We start from the raw sequence: 20,312 nt of genomic DNA on the forward strand, positions 1-20,312 counted from the left end.
TGTCCGGCCGCGCCACCGGATGTCTGCTGCCTCATCGGCGTCGGTCACCCTAAGGTGCCGCCGCCGCGGGTGACAACGTCTCGTGGACGGAGCTGCCGGTGCTCAGAAGGTCAGCACGGCTTTGCCGACCGAGCCGGACCGGACGGCCGCGACGGCCTCGTTGATCTGCTCGAACGGGAAGTAGGTGATCATCTTCTCGACCGGGAACCGGCCCTTGGCGTTGAGTTCGAGCAGCCGCGGCAGGAACAGCTGCGGCAGGCTGGACCCGGCGATGATGCCGGTGACGGTGCGCCCGTTGAGGATGCTGCGCCACTCGAAGCTCATCGACTCGCTGGGGCCGATGCCGATGACACCGGCGCGGCCGAGCGGCCCGAGGGCCTCCACGGCGGTGCGCAGGACGTCCTCGCGCCCGGTCGTGTCGATCGCGAAGTCGAGGCCCCCGGGGGCGAGGGCCGCCAGCTGCTCGGCGACCGCCCCGACAGAGGAGTCGACGGTGTGCGTGGCTCCGAAGCCGCGGGCCGCCTCCAGCTTGGCCGGGTTCACGTCGACGGCGGCGACGACCTCGCAGCCGCTCAGCGAGGCGGCGATGACCGCGGCCACGCCGACGGCCCCCGCCCCGAAGACCGCGATCGACGAGCCGGGGCGCGGCTGGAGCACGTTGAGCACGCCGCCGGCCCCGGTCTGGAAGCCGCAGCCGAAGGGCCCGGCCCGCAGCAGGTCCAGTGACGGGTCGATCCTCACCACCGCCCGCTCCGGCGCGACGACGTGACTGGCGAACGACGACTGCCCGAGGAAGTGGGCGTTGACCTCCCGCCCCTCGTGGGTCACCGCGGTGGAGCCGTCGGGCCGGCGCCCGGAGAAGTTCACCGCGCCGAAGTCGCGGCAGTAGGCGGGCGAGCCGGTGCGGCACAGCGCGCACGCGCCGCACGACGTGAAGGACATGGCGACGTGGTCGCCCGCGCGTACGGAGGTGACGTGGGCGCCGACCCTCTCGACGACGCCCGACCCTTCGTGCCCGAGCAGCGCGGGCGTGGGGAAGAAGCCGGCGAACTCGAGGTCGGTACCGCAGATGCCGACGCCCGCGACGCGGACGAGCACCTCGTCGGGGCGGGGTTCGGCCAGGTCCACCTCCGTCAGGACGAATGGCTGTCCGGGGTGCTCCAGGAGAGCGGCGGTGGCGCGCACAGGGCCTCCTCGTTGCCTCACATTGCGAGACTGCATATTGACATGCGCGACAAGGTCGGTCAAGGTTCGCCCTATGGCGGCTGTTGACTTTCCTTCCTCCCAGCACTTCATCGACGGCGAGTGGGTCGCGGCCCGCGACGGCGGCACACTGGACGTCCTCGATCCGGCCACCCGGCAGGTGATCACCCAGGTGGCCCGGGCGGGCGGCGCCGACGTCGAGAACGCGGTCGCCGCGGCGCGCCGCGCGTTCCCCGGCTGGGCGGCGACCAACCCCAGCGAACGCGGGGCGCTGATCCGGCGCTGGGCCGACCTGATCGTCACCGAGGTCGAGGCGCTCGCGGCCGTCGAAGCCCAGGACGTGGGCAAGCCGCTGTCCGGCGGCCGGACGAACATCTACATCGCGCACGGCATCATCGACTACTTCGCCGGTGCGGCCGACAAGCTCACCGGAGTCACGCTGCCCACCCGCAGCCCCGACTACCTGGGCTACACGGTTCCCGAGCCGTACGGCGTGTGCGCCGTCGTCATCCCGTGGAACGTTCCTGCCGTGCTCACCGCCGCGAACGTCGCGCCGGCGCTCGCCGCGGGCAACACGGTCGTCCTGAAGCCGTCCGAGATCGCGCCGCTGGCGCCGTTCGCGCTCGCCGAACTCGCCCGCCGCGCCGGTTTCCCGCCGGGGGTGGTCAACGTCGTCGCGGGCCTCGGCCCGGAGGCGGGGGTCGCGCTCACCTCGCACCCGGACGTCGACCACATCAGCTTCGTCGGCTCCACCACCACCGGGCGGGCGATCATGGGGGCCGCCGCACAGAACCTCGTCCCGGTGAAGCTGGAACTCGGCGGCAAGTCGCCGAACGTGGTCTTCGCCGACGCCGATCTCGACACGGCGATCCCGGCGATCGTCGCCTCGATCACCGAGAACGCGGGGCAGAACTGCTACGCCGGTTCCCGGCTGCTCGTCCAGGCCTCCGTGCACGACGAGGTCGTGGAGCGGGTCGCCGCCGCCATGGCCGCGGTCAAGACCGGGCCCTGGGAAGCCGACCTGGACATGGGCCCGCTGGTCAGTGCCGCGCAGTTCGCCCGTGTCAGCGGCTTCCTCAAGGAGGCACGTCGCGAGGGCGCGCGGCTGGTCACCGGTGGAGCACCGCTCGGCGACGGGTGGTTCGTCCGGCCGACCGTGTACGACCGGGTGGACGCGGGCATGCGCGTCGCCCGCGAGGAGATCTTCGGCCCGGTCCTCGCCGTCCAGTCCTTCGGCGACACCGCCGAGGCGGCCGAGCAGATGAACGCCACCGACTTCGGCCTGCTGGCCTGCATCTGGACCAACGACGTCTCCCGGGCCCTGCGGCTGGCGAAGGACGTCCGCTCCGGGCAGGTGGCGGTCAACCAGTTCCACGACGCGGGAGTGATCGGCTTCCCGTTCAACATGCAGAAGGACAGCGGCTTCAGCCGGGGCGGCGGGTACACGGCGCTGCGCGAATACACCCAGGAGAAGGGCGTGGCCATCCGGCTGCTGGCCCGCTGAGACAGGACACCATGGGTACCACCGCCGGAGCGTGGCCGGGGCCGGCCCGGGAAGGCCCCGGGCCGGCCGCCGAGCCTGCCGCGCTGGAGCGGGAACTGACCGAGGCCGTGCTCGCCGGCGCCGAGTGCTCGGACGTGCTCCGCGCGCTCCTGCGGGCGACCGGCCGGCATGTGCGGCTGCTGTCGGCCGAAGGCGTGCCGCTGGCCGCCACGGACGGCGGCGCGGGAGTGCCGGCCGCGGTGGCGGGCGGCGTGCTCGCGGACATGGCCGGACCGGTGGTCGACACGCTCGACGGGCTGCGTGCCACGGCGCTGCCCGTGCGTGCGGGGGCGACGGTGGCCGGTGTGCTGCTGACCGTCGGCCCCGACGATCCGCGCGTGCGGGCGCTGGCCCGTGCCGCCGTCACCGCGCTGCTCATCGACACCGTGCGCGCAGTGGATGGCTCCGGCGAGGTCCCGCAGCAGCACACAGCGGCCGACGTCGTCGCCGCGATGCGGTCAGGGAGGGTGAGCCCCTCGGTGTGCGCGGCGGCCGCGGGCCTGGGGATCGATCCGCAGCGAAGGCCGGCCGGTGCCGCACTGCACTACAACGGCTCCCGTCTGCGCGCCTGGTCCACGGCCCTCGCCTGGCTGGAGCACCCGGTGCAGCAGGAGGGGCGCACGGCGTGGACGGTGGTGCCGGACGAGGCCGTGCTCGCCCGCTTGCAAAGCCGCCTGCGCCTCATGACCGGCGACGAGTCCGCCGACCACGTCGTCGCGGCGAGCGGCTCCCACCCCGACTCGCTCAGAGGCCTGGCCCGGTCCTTCGCGGAGGCCGAAAGGCTGCTCGGCCTGGCCCGGGCCCGGCACGTCCCGCTGCTCACCTTCGAGAGCTGCGGGGTCGTCCAGGTACTGTTGCCCCTCCCGCGCGCGCGGCTCGAGGCGTACGCCGAGACACACCTCGGGCCGATCCGGCAGCGTCCGGAGCTGATGGCGACGCTGCGTGCCTGGCTGGCCGAGAGGGGCAGCCGGCAGAGCGTCTCCGAACTACTCCATCTGCACCGCAACTCGGTGGGCTACCGGGTGGGTCAGATCAAGAACCTCCTCGGCACGGACCCCCTGCTTCCCGCCGCCTCGGCGGAACTGCATCTGGCGCTCACGGCCCTGGACCTGCTCGCCGCCGACGACCGGCAGGTGCGCGGCGACGACGAGCCGGTGCAGGCCGGACGCTGATCCGGCATTTCGCCCTTCGCCGCGCCGCCGACCTGTGCCGCGGCGCCTTCCCCTGTACGCGCTCGCACCTGCCGCGGCCTGGGCTGTCAGCCCTACGGACAGGCGACATGGCCGCGAAACGAAGATGTAGCACAGGGGCGTTGACAGCACCGGTCGGCGGGGGCAGAGTACCTCGCAATACGTTCCACCGCCTCGCAATGCGAGACGGAGAGGATGAGGAGGCCGCCCGGTGCGAGCCATGGTGCAGACCGATTTCGGCGGTCCCGAGGCCGTGTTCCTGCAAGACGTCCCGGAGCCGGTGTGCGGACCGCGCGACGTCGTCGTCGAGGTCGCGTACTGCGGGCTGAACCGCCTGGACCTGATGCAGCTCAGAGGGCCGGGGCTGATCCCCGGCTTCCGCCTTCCCCACGTGCCGGGCATGGACTTCGCCGGAACGGTGGTGGCGACCGGATCCGCGGTCGGCTCGGTCGTCGCCGGTGACCGGGTCATCGCCGATCCCACCCAAGGGTGCGGCAGCTGCCCGCGCTGCGCGGTGGGCGACCGTGCGTACTGCGTCAGACCGCGCATCCTCGGCGGCAACGCCCCGGGCGCGCTGGCCGCATACGTCCTGGCGTCCGCGGAATCGGTCGTCCAGGTCCCCGAGTCCCTGCCGCTCGCCGCGGCCGTCACCCTGCCCACCGCCTTCGCGACGGCATGGCACGCGGTCCACACCGTCGGGTCGGTCGCCGCCGGTGAGACCCTCGTCGTGCACGCGGGCGCCAGCGCCGTCAGCCTGGCGGCCATCGCGCTGGCCAAGCGGGCCGGTGCCTCGGTCGTCGCCCTGGCCGGCAGCGACGCGAAGCGGGCCGCGGCCCGCGCGGCAGGCGCGGACCTGGTGCTGCCCAACCAGGACCCGGACTCGGTGAAGACGGTGTCGGTCTTCACCGACGGCGCGGGGGCGGACCTCGTCCTGGACCACGTGGGCACCGACACCTGGCGTACCTCACTGGACTGCCTCGGCATCCGGGGGCGTCTGCTGCTGATGGGCAACACCAGCGGCGACCAGGTGTCGTTCTCGCTCCAGGAGGTCTTCCACCGTGGCCTGAAACTGCTGGGCACCGGCGGCTACAGCTCGGCCGACTTCGTCGCCGCCACGTCGGCCTGCTTCGCCGACGGCCTGCACCTGCCCACCGCGGCCCGGTTCCCGCTCGAGAATCTGGCCGACGCCTGGGACGTGCTCGCCGCCCGCGACACCATCGGCAAGGTCGTGATCGAACCATGACCGACCTTCTGATCATCGGTGGCGACGTCGTCACGATGGACCCCGCCCGGCGGGTCCTCACCCGGACGACGATCGCCGTGTCCGGGGACAGCATCGCCGCGCTCGGCACGGCCGAGGACCTGCGCGCCCGATTCCGGGGTGCGCGGGAGATCGACGCGTCGGGATGTGTCGTGATCCCCGGCCTGGTCGACGCCCACCAGCACACGACCGTCGACCCCCTCGTGCGCAGCATGATCCCGGACCACATCGGCTCACAGGAGTCGATATTCGACTGGATCGTCCCGCTGCACGCCCACGCCGACGGTGACGACGACGAACTGGCCGCGACCATCACCGCCGTGGAGTGCCTGTCCCGGGGCATCACCACGGTGCTGGAGCCGGGCACGGTGGCCTACCCGGAACGAGTGGCGGCGGGACTGGGCGCCGCGGGTGTCCGCGCCCGGGTCGGCGGCTGGGGCTGGGACGCCAAGGACGTGCCGTTCGGCGCGCCCGCCGGCGAGGTGCTCGCCCGGCAGGAGGACATCGTCCGGTCCCTGCCGGCCACCGGGCCCGTCACCGGGTGGGTGACGCTCGTGGGCCACGACCTCGCGAGCGACGAGCTCTTCACCGGAGCGGTGAGTCTGGCCGAACGGCTCGATGTCGGACTGACCTGGCACGTCTCGCCGGGGCCCGCCGACATCGAGGCGTACGCGCTGCGCTGCGCGCGCCGGCCGGTAATCCACTTCCGCGAGCTGGGAGTACTCGGCCCGCGCCTGCTGCTGGGGCACGCCGTGTGGCTCGACGACGCCGAGGTCGACGCGATCCTGGATACGGGCACCGCGGTCGCCGCCTGCCCCGGGGCCTATCTGCGTCTCGCCCAGGGGTACACACGCGCCTCCCGCCACGCCGAACTGGTGCGGCGGGGTGGCAGAGTCGCCCTGGGTTGCGACGCGCACAACGCCGGCGACGCCCCGGACGTCCTCCTGGCGGCCTATCTGTTCGCAGGCCTGGAAAGGGACCGCGACCTGCCCGACCCGGTCCGCGCCGAACAGGCGTTCGCCCTCGCGACGATCGACGGCGCCCGGGCGATCGGCCTCGGCGAACGGATCGGCTCCCTCGAAGTGGGCAAGGCGGCCGACATCGTCGTGCTCGACACCCGCGACCCCGCCTGGATGCCCCGCGGCGACCTCGCCCGCCAGCTCGTGTGGGGCCATGTGTCGCGCACCGTCCGAGACGTGCTGGTCGACGGCCGCGTGGTCGTCCGTGACCGGCACCCGACCGGCGTCGATCTCGCTGCCGTCGCCGCGGCCGCCGCCGAGCGATCCGCCGCCCTGCTGCGGCGCTCCGGCATCACGCCCCGCTCCACCTGGCCGGCGGAGTCGGCGGCCCGCCCGTAAGGAGACCCGCCGTTGAACGTCTTCGACACATCCGAGTCGCCGCCGGCGAAGAAGCGGCGTCTGCTGCCGCACCCGGCGGTACCGCGGCCGATCGCGATGCTCACCACGCTCGTCCCGGGCGGTCACGGCCGCCGGATGGGTTTCCCGTGTGCCTCCCGCACCGGACACGACCGGGCCGTCCGCCCCGCCGACTGATCGCCACCCCACGTCACTCCCACCGCCCCGCCGGGGCGGTGCCACCCAGCGAACGGAACCACGCACATGACTGCAAAAAGCACGTTCTGGCGTCCTCGGGCCGCGGCCGGCCTCGCCCTCGCAGGAGTCCTCGCGCTCTCCGGCTGCGCCGGCAACGCGGCGACGGCCCCCAAGACGACCGGCTCGGCGAGCGCCGGCAGCGACTCCCGCCTCAAGGAGCCGGACGTCAACGGCGACGGCAAGGTCGTCATAGGTGTCCTCAGCCCCGGCGACATCAACGACCACGGCTACTACCAGAGCTTCGTCGACTCGGCGGACGCCTTCGCCAAGGAGAAGGGCTGGACGATCGTCAAGCGCGGCAGCGTGCCTCCGAGCGACGCACTCACCGCGGCACGGGCGCTGTGCCAGCAGCACGTCGACATGGTCGCGCTCGCCGCGAGTGAGCTCAAGACCGCCGTCCCCGCCGCCGAGGACCCGGTCTGCGGCAAGACCGCCTGGTACATGCCGGGGCAGGCGGGTTCCGCCCCGATCCCGCGGGTTCTGCTGTCCACCGACGACCCCAACCAAAGTATGTTCGCCGCCGGCTACGCCGCGGGCCTGAAGATGAAGGCAGCCGGCTACACCAAGGCCGGGTTCATCACCGGCACCAAGGCCGACTTCAGTGTCGCCGCCGCCAAGGCCTTCCTGGCCGGGATCCGTGAGGTCGTCCCGAAGGCCACCCTGACGAGCACCTACACCGGCGACTTCAACGACTCGGCGAAGGCCAAGGAAGCCACCCAGGCACAGATCAGCCAGGGCGCCAAGGTCATCTACCCCTACCTCGGCGGCGCGACCGACGCCGCAGCGCAGTTGGCGAACGCGGGCGGCGCGCTGACCCTCACCCCGGGCACCGACCGGTGCGACTCTGCCGGCCCGAAGTTCGACATCTCCGTGATCTTCGACCCGGGTGACTACTTCCGCGCCGCGCTGGAGGAGTTCGCCAAGGACAACCTGAAGATGGGCGCCGTGCGCGAGTGGCAGCTGGGCGCCGATCCCTACCCGACCGTCAAGATCTGCAAGGGCCAGGGCGACGAGAACCAGAAGCTCGCGCAGTTCATGAAGAAGATCGGCGACAAGGAGATCGACGCGGCGGCCGAGGTCAAGCGCCTCGGCTGACGTGCCGACACCGACGAGGAAGATCAGAGATGACATCGACGACCTCAGCGGTTCCGATCCTTGAACTGCGCGGCATCACGAAGTCCTACGGATCAGTCACGGCCTGCGACGGCGTGGACCTCAGGGTCGACGCCGGCGAGATCCACGGACTCCTGGGGGAGAACGGGGCGGGTAAGTCCAGCCTCATGAAGGTCCTGCTGGGGCTGGTCCGGCGGGATGCCGGCACCGTCCTGGTGCGCGGTGAGGAGGTCGCGCTGGACAGCCCGCAGGAAGCGGCCGAGCTGGGCATCGGCATGGTGCACCAGCATTTCAGCCTCATCAACGGGCTGACCGTATGGGAGAACGTGGCGCTCGGCGACACCGGCAAGGTGAACAAGCAGGCCATCTGTGCCGACATCGTCGAGGTCTGCGCACGATACGGGCTGCCGATCGACCCCGAGGCGCGCGTCGACGCACTCTCGGCGGGTGAGCGGCAGCGCGTCGAGTTGGTCAAGTGCCTGCGGCGCAACCCTCAGATCCTGGTCCTGGACGAGCCCACCTCGGTGCTGACCCAGGCCGAGTCGGAGGAGTTGTTCGCCGTGCTCGGCCGGGTGGTGCAGGAGGAGGGACGCGCTGTCATCCTCATCAGCCACAAGCTCGCCGAGATCGCCCGGGCCACGGACCGGGTGACGGTCCTGCGCAAAGGCGGTGTCGCCTTCCGGGTGGTCACGGCCGAGACCACGCCGCAGGTACTCGCTCAGCAGATGGTGGGCCGTGAGGTGTCGCTGGGCGAGGAGGCCGCCGCCCTCGGCCTGCTGCCGGTGCAGAAGGCACGCGCCGGCGGGGACGGGGCCCACGACCAGCGGCAGCCCGTCCTGCGCCTCGCCGGACTCACCGTCGAGCAAGGCGGCGTCAGGATCCTCGAAGACGTCGATCTCACCGTGGGCGCGGGCGAGATCGTCGCCCTCTACGGCGTCGAGGGCAGCGGCCAGGCGATGCTCGGAAACGTCCTCGCCGGACTGATCCCGCCGACCGCCGGCACCATCGAGGTCGCCGGGAGCAGCGTCGACGTGACCCGCCCCGGCGCGCTCGGGAAGGCCGGTCTCGGCATCGTGCCGGAGGACCGGCACCAAAGCGGCGTCGTCCTCGACATGAGCGTCGCCGAGAACCTGACGATGAAGTCGCTCGACAAGGTCGGCGGCCGGTTCCTGCTGCGGCGGCGGGCGATGCTCGCCGAGGCCCGCCGCCTCGCGGACGAGTTCAGCATCGTCACACCGTCGCTGGACGCGCCCGTGCGCAGCCTGTCCGGCGGCAACCAGCAGCGGGTCGTACTCGCCCGGGAACTGTCCGGTGACACGCGCGTCCTGGTGGCCGCGCAGCCCACCCACGGGCTTGACGTCGGTGCCATCGAGGACATGTATGCCCGACTGCGCAAGGCGGCCGCCGAAGGCGTCGGAGTGCTGCTCATCTCCACCGAACTCGAGGAAGTCATGGCCCTTGCAACCTGGATCGCGGTGATCTCTTCCGGGCGGATCACCGGATCACTCCCTGTCTCGGAGGCGACCTCTGAGCGGCTCGGCATGTTGGTCGGCGGTGAGGCCGCATGAGTGCCGCCCCCCTGACGGATCCGGACGACCTCGGCCGGCGTTTCCTCGCCCGGCTCCGACCGGGGCGCCGCGGCTGGCTGACAGCGGGCCTCACACTCCTGCTCGTCGCTGTCGCCGGGGCCGCGTCCGCGCTGCTGCTCATGGCGACCGGTGCCTCGCCGAGCGCTTCGCTGGACGCGATATGGACCGGGTCCCTGGCCAACACCACGGGATGGACGACGACGCTGCTCAACGTGGCGCCGCTGCTGCTGGTCGCGCTCGGTGCGTGCATCTGCGCGTCAGCCGGCACGTTCAACATCGGCCAGGAGGGGCAGGTGCTCATAGGCGGCCTGGCCGGAGCCTGGGTCGGGCTGCGGCTGGCCATGCCGGGCTCGATGCTGGTCGTCGTGGTGCTGATCGCCGCCGCGGTCGGCGGTGGCGCCTGGGCCGCGCTCAGCGCTCTGATGCTTCGCTTCCGCGGCGTCAACGTCCCGGTGAGCACCCTGCTGATGACGTTCCTCGCCATCCAGCTCGTCACGTTCGCGGTCAGCACGCCGTGGGGCCTGCAGGAGAGCGTGCAGAACTCCTCGGGAATCGCCGACGCCCAGTCCAACCCCTTGCCGGCGAACGCCCAGCTCGCGAGCTTCGGGCAGTACCCGTCGCTCCAGCTGAACACCGGCCTGTTCATCGCGCTCGTCGCCGCGGCCGGCGTCGCCCTCGTCCTGAGTCGCAGCCGGTGGGGCTTTCGGGTGCGCATGGTCGGACTGAATCCGCTGACGGCCAGGCACACCGGTATCCGCGTGGCCGCCCTCGGCGGCTTCACCCTGGCGCTGTCAGGCGCTTTCGCGGGGCTGGCGGGAGGGCTGCTGCTGGCGAGCCCGATCGGCACCAACCGGCTGCAGGCCGGGCTCTCGGACAACGTCGGATGGGACGGCCTGCTCGTCGCGCTCGTCGCGCGGAACCGGCCCCTGATCGCGATCCCGGTGTCGTTCGTGTTCGCCGTGCTGCGAGCGGGCGGAGACTTCCTCGCGGCCACCGGCGTGCCGTACTACCTCGTCGACATCGTCAAGGCGTTGCTGGTCCTCGCGTTCGTCGCGCCGCCCTTCCTCGTCGATCTCTTCCGCAGGCGCCGCGGTGCGAAGCCACCGACGGCGCCCGCCGTGTCCGTCGTCCCGACCAAGGTGAGGGCAGCCGCGTGAGCGTTCTGGACAGCACCACGACCATCCTCGCGAGCGGTGTCCGGCTGACCGTGCCGCTGGCGTTCGTCGCCTGCGGTGAGTACCTGGCCGAGCGGGCCGGCACGATGAACATCTCCGTCGAGGCGATGATGCTCGGCGCCGCGTTCACCTCCGTCGCCACCGCCAGCGCGACCGGCAGCGCCACCACCGGCCTCGCGGTCGGCGTCGTGACCGGACTCGTCATCGGCTTCGTGCACGGCAACCTCTCCCACCGCGCCCAGATCAACACCTTCGTCATCGGCCTGGTGCTGAACGCGCTCGTGCTCGGGTTGACGAGCTACCTGATCACGACGGAGCAGTTCGCCTCGCACCAGGTCGGGATGCTGTCGATCCCGCTGTTGCAGGACATCCCGCTCATCGGCAAGCCGCTGTTCTCCGAACGCTGGCCCGCCTTCCTTCTGATCCTGCTGGTGCCGCTCACCTGGTGGGTGGTGGAGCGCAGCCGCTGGGGCCTGGAACTGCGGGCGGTGGGGGAGAACCCGCAGGCCGCGGACGTCACGGGCATCAAGGTGAACCTGCGGCGCCGGCAGGCCCTGCTGTGGTGCGGCGCACTGGCCGGTCTCGGCGGCGCCTACCTCGCGGTCGGCGAGGTCGGATCGTTCAACCAGAACATGACCGCCGGGCGCGGATACATCGTCATCGCCGCGGTGATCTTCGGGGCGTGGCGGCTCGGCCGGACCATGCTCGGCTGCCTGGTGTTCGGCCTCTCCGACGCGATGCGCCTGGCGCTCCCGGCGCTCGGCGTCACCCTCAACGCCCAACTGCTCGTCGCGGCCCCGTACCTGCTCGCACTGCTCGCCATGCTGCTGTTCACCACCCAGCACCGGGAACCCGCCGCGCTCGGCCGGCCCTTCGTACGCGGGTCGACCTGACGTCTCCGCGCGCACGCGTTGTGTCCGCAGCACATCGACCCGCGGGCGCGCCCAGACCTACGCTCGAGGAAATCACACCACTCACGATGGAGGTACCGTGGCCACCGGTCTTACCACGGCCCGCTGGACTCACGTCGCGCTGCCCACCGGCGATCTCGACAAGTCGATCGCGTTCTACACCTCGCTGACTCCTCTGGTCGTGGTCGAGCGGTTCAAGGACGCCGACGGCGAGAGCGTCTGGCTCTCCAACGACAAGCAGGTCGAGACGCCGTTCGTGCTCGTCCTGGTGTCGTTCAACAAGGACAAGGGCAACCAGCAGGGTCTGCTGCACCCGTTCGCGCACCTCGGCATCGAGGTGCCGGCGCGCGAGGACGTCGACGCGCTCGCGGACAGGGCCCGCGAGCTCGGCTGCCTGCACTGGGAGCCCCGGCAGATGCCCGATCCCATCGGCTACATCTGCGCTCTGAAGGATCCCGACGGCAACGTCGTCGAGATCTCCCACGACCAGCGGGTCTTCGACACCGTCCGCGAGAAGTGGGGGTCGCACTGAAAGACACCCGCGCCGCGGTCGAGGCGTACCTCGCGGCGCTGAACGCGCACGACGCCGACGCCGTGGCCGCCTGCGTGGCCGAGGACTTCGTCAACGAACACACGTCGTCGACGGGAATCAGCCGCAGGGGCCGCGCCGAGTACCGCGCGGCGCTGACCGGGTTCCTGGAGGACTTCGGGGACCTGCACTACGCAGCCGAGCGCTTCCTCGTCGACGGCGAGGCGGCCGCGGTGCCGTACGTCATGACGTTCCGGATGCGTTCGGCGGGTGGCCGTCCCGTGCGCGTCCGCGGGGTCTTCCTGTTCACCGTCACCGACGGTCTCATCACGCGCCGCACGGACTACTGGGACAGCGGCGAGGTGCAGCGGCAGCTCGCCTGACGCCCCCCGGCCGACTGCCCGCAACCAGCCCTGAACACCCCGTCCGCCTCTCGTGCGGACGGGGTTTCGGCGTATCGGCTTCGGGCCGGCGTTTCGCTCTGCATGATGCTGTCTCGTATTACTTGACACGACTCCGTCTCGCATTGAAAGATGCCGTCATGCAAGTGGTGACGACACAGGCCGGCCTGGGCCGGATCGAGGACGGGGCTGTCGCCCTGCTGGACACGCCTTTTCCGCACGTAGGCGCGGTCCTCGAGCAGGAGGGCTCACTGCTGAGCCTGGCGTCCTGCGCGGTGCGCGGGCGGGTCCCGCTCGACGAGGTCACGCTCATGGCGCCCCTGGGCCGTCCCCGCGCGGTGTGGGGCATCGGGCTCAACTACGAGTCGAAGGCGGCCCGGACCGGCCGGGGACTGCCCGAACAGCCGATCCTGTACCTGGCCGCGTCGTCCGCCGTGCCGGTGCCCGGCGCGCACGTGGTGATCCCGCAGACCGTGACCGAACCCGACTACGAGGGGGAGATCGCGATCGTCGTCGCGCGCCGGCTCCACCAGGCGTCCGAGTCGGAGGTCTGGCCGGCGATCGCCGGCATCACCGCGGCCAACGACATGACGGCGCGTGATGTCATGCGCGCCACGGGCACGCCCGCCCTCGCCAAGAGCTACCCGGGTTTCACGCCGCTGGGCCCGTCGCTCCGCACTCCCGACGACCTCGGCGACCGCGACGCCATCCGCCTACGGACCCGGGTCAACGGCGAACTCCTGCAGAACGACACGAGCGCCGGGATGATCTTCCCGGTCCCCGATCTGCTCAGCAGGCTGTCGTGGTTCACCGCACTCGAACCCGGCGACGTCGTCCTCACCGGAACCCCGGCCGGCACCGGCCAGGACCGTGCGTGCTTCCTCGCCGACGGCGACGAGATACGCGTCGAGGTGGACGGCGTGCTGCCCCTCGTCACCCGCGTGGTGCGTCCCGCGTGACGCCTCACCGCGCGACCACCCCGTAGACCCAGCCGGTCAGCCGACCGCCCCTCACCCCTGGAGCCCACAGCGATGTCCAACTCGTCCGAGTCGTCCTACGACCTCGTCCTGGCCGGCGGTACCGTCATCGACCCGGCGTCGGGCACCAACGCCCGTCTCGACGTGGCGGTCACCGGTGACCGCATCGCCGCGATAGGGGAGGGGCTGGCGGCGAACGCGGCCCGCACGATCGACGTCACCGGCTCCACCGTGCTGCCGGGCCTCGTCGAGGGCCACACCCACATCTTCCAGTACGTCTCCGCCGTCGGCGCCCCGGCCGAGGAGGCCCATCTGCGCCGCGGCGTCGTCGCGGCGGCCGACGCCGGCACGGCCGGCGCCTCCACCTTCGCGGCCTTCCGCAAGCTGGTGGTCGAGGCGAACCCGCTGCGCATCGTCAACTTCCTCAACGTCTCGGTGCTCGGCCTGATCGACTTCCGGTTCGGCGAGCTGCTGAACCCCGACACCCTGGTCCCCGAGGACGCGCTCGCGACCGCCGAGGCCCACCCCGACATCGTGCGCGGCTTCAAGATCCGCCTGTCCGAGGACGTCGTCGGAGAGAACTGGGAGCCGTTGCTGAAGAAGTCCGTGGCGCTGGCCGAACAGGCCGGTCTCCCGCTGATGCTGCACATCGGCGAGACCGCGGAGCCGCTGCCCGTCGTCCTCGACTACCTGCGCCCCGGCGACATCGTGGCGCACTGCTACACCGGCAAGCCGCACGGGATTCTCGACGGCGACCGCGTGCAGCCCGCCGTCACCGCGGCCCGGGAGCGCGGCGTGCTGTTCGACTCCGCCCACGGCAAGAGCAACCTCAGCTTCGAGGTGGCGCGCCGCGCCATCGCCGACGGATTCCTCCCCGATGTCCTCAGCTCCGACACCAGCGCGCGCAACTGGCGCGGCCCGGTGTTCGACCTGCTCACCAGCATCTCCAAGCTGGTCGCGCTCGGCGCGCCGCTCGAGGAGTGCATCAGACGGGCCACCGTCGCGCCGGCCCGGCTGCTCGGGCTCGACACCGAGGGCTACGGGCGCCTGGAGGCCGGCGGGCGGGCCGACGTCACGGTCGTCAACTGGACCGAGGAGGTCACCCTGCCCGATGCCGCGGGCAACACGATCGTCGCGCCGCGCCTGGAACCGACCGTGGTGCTGCACGGCGGCACCGAGGTCGACATCGTGCCGTGGCGGGGCCTGCGGTCGGCCTGACACACCCACACATCCCGCCCGGGGAGGATCCGATGACCGCTGGTGACGTCCATCTGCTGCGGCGCCGGCTGCGCGCGGCCCTGCATCCTCATCGCACGGCCGGGGGGCCCGCCGTCGGTACGTTCGTCAAGCTGGCGTCGCCCGACGTGGTGGAACTGGCCGAGGCGGCCGGGTTCGCGTTCGTGGTCGTGGACCTCGAACACTCCACGCTCTCCGAGCGGGACGCCGTCGACCTGGTGCGCCACGCGGACGTGTGCGGCCTGCCGGCCCTGGTCCGCGTGCCCGAGGTGGACGCCGCCGCCGTCAACCGGCTGCTGGAGGCCGGTGCGGCGGGAATCCAGCTGTCCATGCTCACCCGGGTCGACCAGGCCGAGGCACTGGTGGCGGCCACCCGGTTCGCGCCGGCCGGCCGCCGGTCGGTGAGCCTGGCCAACCGGGCCGCCCGGTTCGGTGCGGTCCCCCCGGCCGGGTTCCTGCGAGCCGAGCGGGACGACCCGCCGGTGCTCGTCGGCCAGATCGAGACGGCGCGGACGGATCCGTTGCCGGATCTCCTCGCCGCTCTCGACGTGTGCTTCGTCGGCAGCACCGACCTCGCAGTCGACCTGGGCCTGCCCGCGGACCCGGCGGTGCTGCGCGCCGCCGTGGACCGGGTGAGGGACGCTGCCGGCTCGGCGGCGGTGGCGTTCGGCGGCTGGGCGCCGGCCCGGGGCGCCGCGGCCGACCTGGGTCTCGGCGACGCCGGCTACCTGGTCGTCGGCTCGGACCTGCAGATGTTGGCGGCCGGACTGAGAGCGGCCGTCGGAGAGGAAAACCAGTGAGCACACGCAACGCAGCCCTGTTCAGCACCGTCGTCAACTGGGACGAGCTGCCGGTGACCCAGGTGAGGCCGGGGGTCCGCCGTCGCGTCTACGCGACGGACGAGGTGATGATCTGCCACCACGAGCTCGAGACCGGCATGACGCTCAACCCGCACCGGCACGAGGACTTCGACCAGTTGGTCCATATCGCCGAGGGGCGTGCGAACTACTACGTGGACGGTGTCGCGCACGACATGCGCGCCGGCTCGTTCCTGCTCGTTCCCCGCGGCAGCGAGCACTACGTGGAGCCGACGGAAACCCCCTGCGTGAACATCGACTTCTTCGTCCCGCCGCGGGCCGACCTGCTGCCCTGACCGGCGTACGGGCTTGCCGCGTAAGCGTCCGGCCCCCACGGGGATCCCGTGGGGGCCGGACGAACGTGCGGGCACCGCGGCCGGTCAGCCGCCGTTGGGTCCGTCCTCGGAGGTGCCCAGCCGCTGCGACAACGCGCGGGCGGTCTCCAGCAGTGCCTGGGCCATCGGCGACTTGACGTCGTCGGAAACGGTCGCCGTCGTGCCGACGATCGCCAGCGTTCCGCTGATCGTGTCGCCCTCGAAGATCGGTGCCGCGACCGTGCGGACCCCGTTGACGGTGGGGGAGTTGACCGACAGGCCGTGCTGCCGGATGGCTTCGAGCTCCTCGGTGAGCTCGGTCGACTTGCGGACCGCGCGCGGCAGCGTCGGTACCTGCTCAGGGGGCAGGAACGCGAGGAAGACGCGTCCCTGTGCCGAGGACGTGAGGTTCAGGCGCGAGCCGACCCGGACGCTGATGCGCACCATGTGGTCGGTGTTGTCCACCGAGCGCACCACGGTCGCCGACTCGCCGTCCCAGACCGACAGCACGATCGTCTCGTCGATGCGCCTGACCAGTTCCTCCATGTACGGCTCGGCGGCGGCGACGATCGGCAGGCCGGCCCGCGCGGCCGTGGCGAGCGTGAGCACCTGGGGGCCGAGGGAGTACAGCGACGTACGCTCGTCGTACCGCAGCAGGTTCGCCGCCCGCAGTGCCTTCGTGTAGCGGTGCGCGGTCGCCTTGCTCGCCCCGAGACGCGCGGTGATCTCGTTGAGGCTCATGTGCGGCTTGCCAACCGTGAACGAGCCGAGGATCAGCGCCGCACGCTGCACCGTCTGGATGGTCGGCGCTGTCCTGTCCGGGCCGTCCTGCTCGCCGGTGCCGCGCTGCGCCTTCGTGGGCATGGATTCCTCGCTCCTGTCCGTGGTCGGTCATAAGACACTAAACGAAACGCCATATCGAATAAAGTAATGGTAAGGCGGAGGGCAACCGGGAGTGAAGGGTTTCGGGGTTCTCATCCACGGCGAGCCGGAGGTCTACGCATCGGAGGAGTGCCCCGGCGTGATCGAGCGCGCCGGGTCGAGCAGGGCGGCGATGTGGTTGACGGCCAGGGCCGCTTCGCCGAAGCCGATCGAGATGAGGCTGACCTTGCCGTCGTAGTCGGCGATGTCGCCGGCCGAGAAGACACGCTCCCGGCTGGTGCGCATCGTGGGGTCGACGAGGATGCGCCGACGGCGCAGCTCCAGCCCCCACTGCTCGATCGGGCCGAGATCGGCGATGAAGCCGAGCGCGGCCACGACGGACTGGGCGGGCAGGGTGATCCGGTCGCCGTCGGAGCTCGCGACCACGACCTCCGACACCGGCCCGTCACCGGAGATCTTCTCGACCTCGTACGGAGTCAGGACCCGCACGGAGGACGCGTGCACCTGCTCGACGGTGCGTTCGTGGGCGCGGAACCGCGTACGCCGGTGCACCAGGGTCACCGACGAGGCGATCGGCTCCAGTGACAGCGCCCAGTCGAGCGCGGAGTCCCCGCCGCCGACCACGACGACGTCCTGTCCGGCGAGCTCGTTCAACCGCGGTACGAAGTACCGCAGCCCCCGGCCCAGGTACTCGGAGCCCACGGGGAGCTCGCGGGGGATGAAGTTGCCGATGCCCCCGCAGACGAGCACCGCGGCCGCGGTGATCCGCGCGCCGGCGTCGGTCGTGGCGACGATGCCCTCGCCCGTGTCGTCCAGCCGGGTCACCCCGTGCCCGAGCAGGTAGGCGGGGTTCCACCGCCCGGCCTGCTCGGCCAGCCGGTCCACCAGGTCCTGGCCGCGGACGGCGGGGAAGCCGGCCACGTCGTAGATGAGCTTCTCGGGGTACAGCGCGGCGATCTGGCCGCCCACTTCGGGCAGCGCGTCGGCGACCGCGACGCTCAGGCCGCGGAAGCCGGCGTAGTACGCGCCGTACAGCCCTGTCGGGCCGGCGCCGATGACGAGCAGGTCGACGGAGACCTCGGGGCCGGTGGCCGCGGCCGGGAGGCCGGTCACGCGCCCACCTCCGGGTGGTCGTGGCCGGCCTTGCCGACCTTGCGTGCCCCGCCGGGCGAGCCGAGCGGTTCGGTTCCGAGAGTGAAGAACTCGGCGTTGATGCGCTCGAACTGCTTGCTCTCCTCCGGCAGGTCCTCGTGGTGGAAGATCGAGATCTGCGGGCAGACGGGTTCGCAGCGCCCGCACTCGACACATTCGTCGGGCTGGATGTAGAGCATCCGGTCGCCCTCGTAGATGCAGTCGGCCGGGCACTCCTCCATGCACGACTTGTCCATGACGTCGATGCAGGCCTGCGTGATGACGTACGGCACGAGCTTGTTGCCCTTCACACGGTCGCACAGCATGCGAGACGGTGTATTTTGATGTGGGACAGGATGATGGCCGTGCCGGGCCGGGGTGTCAACCATGAGACGAATGCTTGACACCTTGAGAATGCTGGGGGAGTCTGATGCGACATACGAGATGGCGTCTCACAGCACGCCACTCGGGTCGGGACTTGTGAGAGGCAAACTCCCCATGGGAAGCAATCCCCGGACCGTCCCAGCGCCGATGATCGTCGAGGACTGGGACCAGCTCACCTTCCGGGTCAACCGCGAGGCCTACCGCAGCGCGGAGATCTTCGCCCGGGAACGCGGCTGGGTGTGGATGCACACCTGGCTCTACCTCGGGCACGAGACCGAGATCCCCAACCCCAACGACTTCAAGGTCCGCACGCTCGGCGGCCGGCCGCTGATCTTCTGCCGGGACAGCGCCGGCGAGGTGCACGCGTTCCTGAACTCCTGTCCGCACCGCGGCACCGTGCTGTGCCGCGAGAACGAGGGCTCGACCAGGCTTTTCCAGTGCTTCTACCACGCCTGGACGTTCCGCAACAACGGCGAGGTCGCCGCGATCCCCGACGCCGGGGCGTACGAGTCGAGCGACGAGTTCCGGGCGTCGATGGGGCTGCGCGGCGTGCCGCGCCTGGAGACCCACGAGGGGTTCGTCTTCGTCTCCTTCGACCCCGATGTTCCGCCACTGCTCGACTACCTCGGCGACGCGGCCGACTACATGACGATGATCGAGCAGCAGCACGCCGGCGGCATGACCACACTGCCCGGCACCCAGCTCTACAGCGTGCGCGGCAACTGGAAACTCGCCGTCGAGAACGCCATGGACGGATACCACTTCGCGCCGACGCACAACACGTTCGTCGGCTACCTGCGCGAGAGCGGCTACGCCGTCACCGACGACAACCAGTACGCGTACAACCTCGGCAACGGTCACGGGCTGCTCGTCCTGACCGGGCACGGCGGACGGATCAGCATGATCTGGGAACCACGCTTCGGCGAGGACGAGCGGGTCCGCACCGAGGCCCACCGGGCCGAGATGACGCGGCGGCTGGGGGAGAAACGGGCGCACTACGTGGCCGACGAGAGCCACATCCTGTTCGTGTTCCCGAACCTGCTGCTGTTCGACATCGAGGGGCTGTCGATCCGGCAACTGGAGCCGGTGGCGCCCGACCAGACCGACGTCCGTGCCTGGCAGCTCGTCCCGCGCGACGAGGACCCGGACACGCGCGCCCTGCGCATGAAGACCGTCGTCAGCTTCGTCGGCCCGGGCGGGCTCGCGACGCCGGACGACATCGAGGCGTACGAGGCGGTCCAGCGCGGCATCCAGGCCACGGCGGGCACCGCCGCGCCCGAACTGGACTACAGCGACATGTCGCGCGGCATGGCCGACGAGGCCAAGGGCGTGCAGGGCAGGTCCATCGACGAAGGCGCGATGCGGGGATTCTGGCGGCACTGGATCGAAGCCACAGGGATCGACGACGGCATCGAGGTCAACGGCGAGCGACCGACGTCCTTCCTCACGGGGAGGGACGTGCGATGACCGCGATCGTCAACCGCGGCGCCGTGCGGTGCGCCGGACGCACCGTCACCCGGCAGGAGGTGGAGGACTTCCTCTACGCCGAGGCGGACATCCTCGACCACTGGGACTACGACGGCTGGCTGGCCCTCTTCGAACCCGGCGCCCGCTACGAGATCCCGACCACCGACCACCGCCCCGGCTGGTCCCCGCACGAGACCGGATCGTTCGTCGACGACGACTGGGACCTGCTGAACGCACGCGTCAAGCGACTGAAGTCCCGCAAGGCGCACGCCGAGAACCCGCACTCGCGCACACACCGGCTGGTGTCGAACGTGCGGCTGTCCGAGGGAGACACGGAGGATTCCTTCCGGGTGGCGGCGTCGTTCGTGGTGCACCGTGCCCGCGACGGGCACTTCGACGCCTACGTCGGGTGGTACGACCATCTGCTGGTGCCCACCGAGGACGGACTCCGTTTCCGGTTGCGGCGCTCGGTCCTCGGCCACGAGTCGCTGGCGGCAGGCGCCCGGCTCAGCTTCATCCTCTAGCCGGAGCGGAAG

At 71.3% G+C, this 20,312-nt stretch carries 21 protein-coding genes; 17 read left to right on the forward strand and 4 right to left on the reverse strand.

Going from position 1 to position 20,312, the window contains the following annotated elements; genetic code table 11:
• Nucleotides 1-102: 102 nt before the first annotated feature.
• Nucleotides 103-1,185 (reverse strand): NAD(P)-dependent alcohol dehydrogenase, encoded by a 1,083-nt coding sequence (locus tag ACZ6TU_RS15600; protein WP_469548768.1) that lies wholly within the window; start codon nt 1,183-1,185, stop codon nt 103-105.
• Between the two features lie 73 nt (nt 1,186-1,258).
• On the opposite strand from ACZ6TU_RS15600, the gene ACZ6TU_RS15605 reads away from it, so the two are divergent.
• The 15 genes from ACZ6TU_RS15605 to ACZ6TU_RS15675 all read left to right on the forward strand — a co-directional run bounded on the left by ACZ6TU_RS15605 (nt 1,259) and on the right by ACZ6TU_RS15675 (nt 15,894).
• Nucleotides 1,259-2,707, forward strand: a complete 1,449-nt coding sequence (locus ACZ6TU_RS15605) for an aldehyde dehydrogenase family protein (protein WP_469548771.1) — start codon at nt 1,259-1,261, stop codon at nt 2,705-2,707.
• A gap of 11 nt (nt 2,708-2,718) precedes the next feature.
• Entirely contained in the window at nt 2,719-3,918 is a 1,200-nt protein-coding gene (locus ACZ6TU_RS15610; protein ID WP_467669852.1) for a PucR family transcriptional regulator, read from the forward strand.
• Between the two features lie 238 nt (nt 3,919-4,156).
• Entirely contained in the window at nt 4,157-5,179 is a 1,023-nt protein-coding gene (locus ACZ6TU_RS15615; protein WP_467669854.1) for an alcohol dehydrogenase catalytic domain-containing protein, read from the forward strand.
• Nucleotides 5,176-6,555 carry an amidohydrolase family protein gene (locus ACZ6TU_RS15620; protein WP_469548776.1) on the forward strand — a complete coding sequence of 460 codons (1,380 nt, stop codon included), beginning with the start codon at nt 5,176-5,178 and terminating at the stop codon, nt 6,553-6,555. The genes ACZ6TU_RS15615 and ACZ6TU_RS15620 overlap by 4 nt, the downstream gene beginning before the upstream one ends.
• 12 nt (nt 6,556-6,567) lie before the next feature.
• Nucleotides 6,568-6,750, forward strand: coding sequence for a hypothetical protein (locus ACZ6TU_RS15625; RefSeq protein WP_467669858.1), 183 nt, complete (start codon nt 6,568-6,570; stop codon nt 6,748-6,750).
• Between the two features lie 66 nt (nt 6,751-6,816).
• Nucleotides 6,817-7,905: a BMP family ABC transporter substrate-binding protein gene (locus ACZ6TU_RS15630; RefSeq protein ID WP_469548779.1), complete on the forward strand. Its 1,089-nt coding sequence runs from the start codon at nt 6,817-6,819 to the stop codon at nt 7,903-7,905.
• 29 nt (nt 7,906-7,934) lie between these two features.
• Nucleotides 7,935-9,491, forward strand: coding sequence for an ABC transporter ATP-binding protein (locus ACZ6TU_RS15635; RefSeq protein WP_467669862.1), 1,557 nt, complete (start codon nt 7,935-7,937; stop codon nt 9,489-9,491).
• Nucleotides 9,488-10,669, forward strand: coding sequence for an ABC transporter permease (locus tag ACZ6TU_RS15640; protein WP_469548783.1), 1,182 nt, complete (start codon nt 9,488-9,490; stop codon nt 10,667-10,669). The genes ACZ6TU_RS15635 and ACZ6TU_RS15640 overlap by 4 nt, the downstream gene beginning before the upstream one ends.
• A complete protein-coding gene (locus ACZ6TU_RS15645; RefSeq protein ID WP_467669866.1) occupies nt 10,666-11,580 on the forward strand; it encodes an ABC transporter permease in 915 nt (304 codons plus the stop codon). Before ACZ6TU_RS15640 ends, ACZ6TU_RS15645 begins: the two co-directional genes overlap by 4 nt.
• Before the next feature lie 97 nt (nt 11,581-11,677).
• Nucleotides 11,678-12,130: a VOC family protein gene (locus ACZ6TU_RS15650; protein WP_059422031.1), complete on the forward strand. Its 453-nt coding sequence runs from the start codon at nt 11,678-11,680 to the stop codon at nt 12,128-12,130.
• On the forward strand, nt 12,115-12,510 hold the full coding sequence (locus ACZ6TU_RS15655; RefSeq protein ID WP_467669868.1) for a nuclear transport factor 2 family protein: 396 nt from the start codon (nt 12,115-12,117) through the stop codon (nt 12,508-12,510). The genes ACZ6TU_RS15650 and ACZ6TU_RS15655 overlap by 16 nt, the downstream gene beginning before the upstream one ends.
• 158 nt (nt 12,511-12,668) lie before the next feature.
• Nucleotides 12,669-13,487: a fumarylacetoacetate hydrolase family protein gene (locus tag ACZ6TU_RS15660; protein ID WP_469548787.1), complete on the forward strand. Its 819-nt coding sequence runs from the start codon at nt 12,669-12,671 to the stop codon at nt 13,485-13,487.
• A gap of 72 nt (nt 13,488-13,559) precedes the next feature.
• Entirely contained in the window at nt 13,560-14,723 is a 1,164-nt protein-coding gene (locus tag ACZ6TU_RS15665) for an amidohydrolase family protein (RefSeq protein WP_467669872.1), read from the forward strand.
• 32 nt (nt 14,724-14,755) lie between these two features.
• Complete coding sequence (locus ACZ6TU_RS15670) at nt 14,756-15,541, forward strand: HpcH/HpaI aldolase family protein (protein ID WP_467669874.1); 786 nt, start codon at nt 14,756-14,758, stop codon at nt 15,539-15,541.
• On the forward strand, nt 15,538-15,894 hold the full coding sequence (locus tag ACZ6TU_RS15675; RefSeq protein ID WP_467669876.1) for a cupin domain-containing protein: 357 nt from the start codon (nt 15,538-15,540) through the stop codon (nt 15,892-15,894). Before ACZ6TU_RS15670 ends, ACZ6TU_RS15675 begins: the two co-directional genes overlap by 4 nt.
• Before the next feature lie 84 nt (nt 15,895-15,978).
• On the opposite strand, the gene ACZ6TU_RS15680 is transcribed toward ACZ6TU_RS15675, so the two are convergent.
• The 3 genes from ACZ6TU_RS15680 to fdxA form a co-directional block, all read right to left on the reverse strand.
• On the reverse strand, nt 15,979-16,776 hold the full coding sequence (locus tag ACZ6TU_RS15680) for an IclR family transcriptional regulator (protein ID WP_467669878.1): 798 nt from the start codon (nt 16,774-16,776) through the stop codon (nt 15,979-15,981).
• 132 nt (nt 16,777-16,908) lie between these two features.
• Entirely contained in the window at nt 16,909-17,907 is a 999-nt protein-coding gene (locus ACZ6TU_RS15685) for an NAD(P)/FAD-dependent oxidoreductase (RefSeq protein ID WP_469548793.1), read from the reverse strand.
• Complete coding sequence (fdxA, locus tag ACZ6TU_RS15690) at nt 17,904-18,251, reverse strand: ferredoxin (RefSeq protein WP_467669881.1); 348 nt, start codon at nt 18,249-18,251, stop codon at nt 17,904-17,906. Before fdxA ends, ACZ6TU_RS15685 begins: the two co-directional genes overlap by 4 nt.
• A 172-nt stretch (nt 18,252-18,423) precedes the next feature.
• Here fdxA and ACZ6TU_RS15695 point away from each other — a divergent pair, with 172 nt between their 5' ends.
• Entirely contained in the window at nt 18,424-19,776 is a 1,353-nt protein-coding gene (locus tag ACZ6TU_RS15695; protein WP_469548794.1) for an aromatic ring-hydroxylating oxygenase subunit alpha, read from the forward strand.
• Complete coding sequence (locus tag ACZ6TU_RS15700; RefSeq protein ID WP_467669885.1) at nt 19,773-20,300, forward strand: aromatic-ring-hydroxylating dioxygenase subunit beta; 528 nt, start codon at nt 19,773-19,775, stop codon at nt 20,298-20,300. Before ACZ6TU_RS15695 ends, ACZ6TU_RS15700 begins: the two co-directional genes overlap by 4 nt.
• The last annotated feature ends 12 nt before the right edge of the window (nt 20,301-20,312 follow it).

This window comes from Streptomyces sp. NPDC052064 (assembly GCF_055585925.1).